Consider the following 5,154-nt stretch of genomic DNA (forward strand, 5'->3'; position numbering starts at 1 on the left):
TGTAATTATTGTAATTATTGTAATTATTGTAATTATTGTAATTATTGTAATTATTGTAATTATTGTAATTATTGTAATTATTGTAATTATATTTAACTAATTCATCTTCTATTTTGTTTAAAATGTCAATGTTGGGTGAAATTATCATTTTGTATGCTTGTTGTAAATCTTCTTTTTGAATTACTGTTCTTTTGTTTTCATCAGTTCCACGGTTTCTTGCAAATACGCTGACTGTTGTTTTTAAAAGGTTTTCGAGTGTACGATTTGCTTTTAAAAATTCTTGTTCTTTTGGTAAACGTTCTAATGATTCGTTAATAACATTAAATAAATAATCTTTTGATGTAGAACAATATGGATTTTTACGTTTGTTAATTAAGAATTCTAACATTTTTTGACGTTCATCTTTGTTTCCTGGTTTGACTTCGATGTTGTAAGTGAATCTTGATTTTATTGCTTCGTCGATTCGTTCGACGTGGTTAGTTGCACCAATGACAAAAATCGGTTTTTCTGGGTTGTTGTCAACTGATGTCATTTCGGTTTTGAATTGGTTAACAACGTTTGCGATTTCAGATCCAGCTTCAAGTGATGCTAAATCAGCGAAAATAGTTTCGCATTCGTCTAAAAAGATAATTGTTCCATTTGCTTCTTCAGCTGTTTGTCTTGCTGCTGCAAATAAGTCTTGGACCATTTGTCCTGCAATTCCTTTATATTTTTGAGAAAATATAGAACTGCTTACTTCGAAAAATGGTAAATCAGTCTCTTTTGCTAATGCACGAGCTAATGTTGTTTTACCAGTACCAGGACATCCGTACATTAAGATTCCTAATGGTGCTTCGACATCTCCGATTCCTTGGTAATTTGATTTGTTTTTTAAGTAGTCTAAGAATCCGTCGCACGCTGTTAATTCTTCTTTGAATCCGATTAGTTTATCAAATGATAAAAATTTATTAGAATTAGCTGGTTTGAAATCGTAATTTCCTTTTTTATCATCATTTTTTTTTGAGATATCTTTTGAGCTATCTATTGATATTTTTTTTTGTTCTGGATCTGGATTCGATTCTGATATTTTGTCTTTATTTTCTGGATTCGATTCTGATATTTTGTCTTTATTTTCTGGATTCGATTCTGATATTTTGTCTTGCTTTGGATCTGATTCTTTTGTTAAATTAAATTCTTTTCCTACTCTATCTAATAGTTCTGTATAAACTTCGTCTTCTAAAGTATAATCTAAAGATTGATTTCTTAAATCATTAACAGATTTTTCTAAATTATCAGTTACTTGATTATTATGTTTTTGAAAGTTGTTTATATTTTGTTCAATCTCTTTCATTTGATTTTTAGATTTTAAAAAAGTAAAAAGGCAACTTGATATAACTCCAATAGAAATAATTAAATTGATCAAATTCCAAAAAAATAAATTATTATTTCCGTTTATCGGTGTTTCGGGCATATTCAACTTAATAACAATTGGTTGATCTTTATTTTTTTTATCAATTGTTGTTTGTTTTTTAGTTTTTATTGTTTTTTTTTTATTTGTTTCGATTTCTTTTTTCAAAAAAATTTTGCCTTTCCTCTTTTTAATTAAAAATAATAATTATACAACTTTTTATTCTCTTACTGTCTCTTCTTCATTACGTATTTGTGGCGTAACAAATTGTCTCATCTTCATTAAGTATTTGTGGCGTAACAAATTGGGATTGAGAACTAAACACTGCAATAGCATTTTCTTTAGTTTTTTTCATATAATCTTTATTTATTCTAATTTGTATTTTTTTCATATAATCTTTTTTACTTTTGTCAATTTGTTCCAATTCTTTTCTTTTTCTATTTCGGAGAATTTCTTCATTTCCGACATTAGTTTTGTCAATTTGTTCCGATTCTTCTCTTTTTATATTTTGGAGAATTTTTTTATTTCCAACAGATGTATAATTGTTTTTTAGATATTCCGCAAATGCTTTTCCAACTGTATTTTCGACTATATTCCAATTTTCTTTATTCAAATTATACATCATTTTAGAATATTCTTCAACCGATAATTTTTCTTTCAATAGATTTTTTAATCGGTCACATGTTTCTTTTATTTCTGAAGGTTTTCTTTCTATTGATTTTCCTGAATTTTGTCTTTGCCATTCATTATATTGTTTTAAGATCAAATCATCAAAACTTTTATTTGATTTACCGCCGTCGTATTTAATTTCACCTATATCCTCCCAATCGAATTTTACATGTAAAGAAGAATGAGTATCAGAATTATTAATGTCATAAATTTCTTTAAGAAAGTAAAGTTTTATTCTAGAAAAATTGTTACTATTAAATTTTTGTTCAATTTCGTCTTCTTTTTTTTTTATATGTTCTTTATATTCTTTATCAGATGATTCATATTTTTCTTTTTTTATCTGATTTGAAGTATCTAAATTATAATTTTTATAACATGAATCAACTTGGGACTTTAAACTACTTAATTTTAGGTCAGATTTTTTGTCGTTGTCAATTTTTTCTTCAATTATTTTTTTCCAAGAAGAATAAGAAGAATGATACAAATTCATTAAATCTTGATATTCTTTATATTTAACTTCTTGTTTAAAAATCAAATCCCAAATAAGAAATTCATTATTCTTTTTAAAGACTAACCAAATAGGATTTGACAAAATTTTAACATCTGAACTTAAAATAAAATCAGAATCAAAATTTGTTTTAGATATATTTTTAATTGTTTTAGATATATTTTCAAATAAATAAACAGGATAATTATCTTTATCAGTAATATCTAATTCACATTTTAATTTAATTTTTTTATTTTCTAATTTCTTATATTTTTCAAGTAATTCATCACATTTTTCCGAATATGATTTTTTAGTTTTATATTCTTCCGGATTTAATTTTTTAGTTTTAATTTCTATTTGGATATCATATGCCCATTCTTTTAAATCTATTTTAAAAAAAGAAAAATCTCTTTCTTGTCGTTCTAATCTCTTTTTATCTATATCGATTTTATAAAAAAATCTAGATTGAGATAAATTTTCAAATTCAACAAAAGAATCCTTTGTGCCACTTTTGCGATAAGAACATTTAATGTCAAATAAATCAGTTAAAGGATTATTATCTGAATCGAAAATACTTGTATTTAAATGGCAAACGAATGATTTGTCTTCTAATTTTTCTTCTAATTTGTCTTCTGACGCTTTTTTGTCTTTATTTAACTCTTTATTTAACTTTAACTTTTTCAACAAATCGTTATCTTCAAAAGTTAATTTATAAAAATATTTTCTTTCCTCTTTAGTTTTTTCTATATCATCTAAATCGGAAATATCGAAAGTTAATTTAGCTGGCGAGTGTAATTTAGTATTATTTGATTTAGAATTTATTGTTTTTGCAAAAGAAGGATTTTTTTGCGAAATTTTAAGAACTTTAGCTTTAACTAAATATAAAGGGGTAACCCAGACAAGAATAATTATAAAAATTAAAAAAAAGAGATTTTGAATTTTTCTTTCTAAAAACATTTTAATAAGCCTCTGTTTTTTTGTATATTATAAATATTTTTTTGAATAAAATAATTTATTATTTAAAATTAATATTATGAATTTCAACTATATGCGATGTTTTTATCGGTATCTGTATTGGTGTTTGTATTCTTTTGTTTAGCTCTAACAGTAATTCTTTGTCCAGAACCTCCTCCTCCTGTACCTGCTTTAGAATTATTAAGTTGCATATCTTTTAAGTTAGTTCCTTTACATCCTGTTGTTAAAGTATGAGATTTGCCATCGTTATCAACTAAAGTATAAGTGATTTGTGTAAATAAAGTTAATTCGTGAGTTTCATCAGTATAAAGATTTTTTAGTGATCCAGAATTTATTTTTTCGGATTCTGCAACTGCGGTAAAAAAATCATCATTTAAACTCATTTCGTTCCAAAAATTAATCAAAATAAGAGTTTCTATTTTGTCATAATTATTTGGAGCTGTTTTATCGTTTTTAGTGATTAATTTTGGATATTTAAAGTCTGAAAAATTTGAACTTGCTATATTTATACTTTCATCTCCATAAAGATAATATTTTTGTGTACTTGATTTCTTATTAATGATGTCATTAATGTCATCAATACTAGGAATTTTAGAAGTTGGTTTCGGTGTTGTCATTTTTGTAGAACTAGAATTATTATATGAAATAAATTCATATAATTCAATATTATGGTCATTTGGGATAGAAGTTAAACCTTGCATTGCGCTTAACTCTTGGGTTGTGAACTCATTATTTTTCGGGTAATAATATCCGTATCCTTTCCTGTTATTATATAATAATTTTGCTGGGATTGGATTTTCTAAGTTCTGACCTAACCAATCATGTTTATATTTTATTTTTTTCGAAGATACATCATAAAATTGATTATCAAAAACAACATAAGAACCGAAAAAATTTTTATAAGTTGGTTTTGGTTTTACTTCTACTTCATAATTATGATAACTAATATCATAATCAGTATATAAGTTCGCAAAATCTGTATCTGAGATATGATTTAAATTTATTTTTCCTTTTAAATTATTTAACTCTTCGGTTGTTAAACTAGAATTTTTCGGGCCATAACATTTTGTTTTACCATTTTTATCCCTACATAATAATTTTACTTTGATTGGATTTTCTGATGCTTCGTATTCAAAACCGCCCACATCTAAAAGTTTTTTACGATCGTCTTCATTAAATTTTGTCGGTTCTGTATCTTGTAATTTAACCGGTATTAAATAAAACTTTACCTCAACATCAATATTAGCTTCATTTTTGATTTTCGGTTCAAAGATTTTAAGATCAAGACCTTCTTTTAAAAATACTCTATGTAAAATTTGAGATTCACAAGCTTCATTTATGGTTGAATCAGGTTCTCTAATAGCGCCATTTCGAGATATTAAAGATGTAGGTCTATTTGGTAAATGGTTAATTGTCAAATCTTCAGCATCTATAAATCTATCCCCATTAAAACCCTGTGATAATTTCGTTGAATGTTTTTTTGTATTATAAATAAATAAGAATTTAAAAGGATTTTTATCGCCAACTGTATTTGCTAAAATAACGCCTATCAAAGAAACAGCTACTAAAACTAAAAAAAATAAAATTCCTTTTTGAAGCTTAGAAAAAGAATTAAATCTTTTTTTTCTTTTTTTCA

3 protein-coding genes are annotated in these 5,154 nt (G+C 25.3%); all 3 read right to left on the reverse strand.

The genetic code is table 11. The features are described 5' to 3' along the window. On the reverse strand, positions 1-1,555 hold a 1,555-nt coding region (locus KTO59_RS04605), incomplete at its 3' end, for an AAA family ATPase (RefSeq protein ID WP_445083522.1). Positions 1,556-1,631: 76 nt separating this feature from the next. Next, a complete protein-coding gene (locus KTO59_RS03290; protein WP_284928616.1) occupies positions 1,632-3,500 on the reverse strand; it encodes a hypothetical protein in 1,869 nt (622 codons plus the stop codon). A gap of 83 nt (positions 3,501-3,583) precedes the next feature. Further along, positions 3,584-5,154 (reverse strand): hypothetical protein (locus KTO59_RS03295; RefSeq protein WP_284928617.1); only part of this gene is annotated, 1,571 nt, incomplete at its 5' end.

The organism is Candidatus Phytoplasma sp. AldY-WA1, from assembly GCF_020312115.2.
Taxonomy (GTDB): Bacteria; Bacillota_I; Bacilli_A; order Acholeplasmatales; family Acholeplasmataceae; genus Phytoplasma; species Phytoplasma vitis.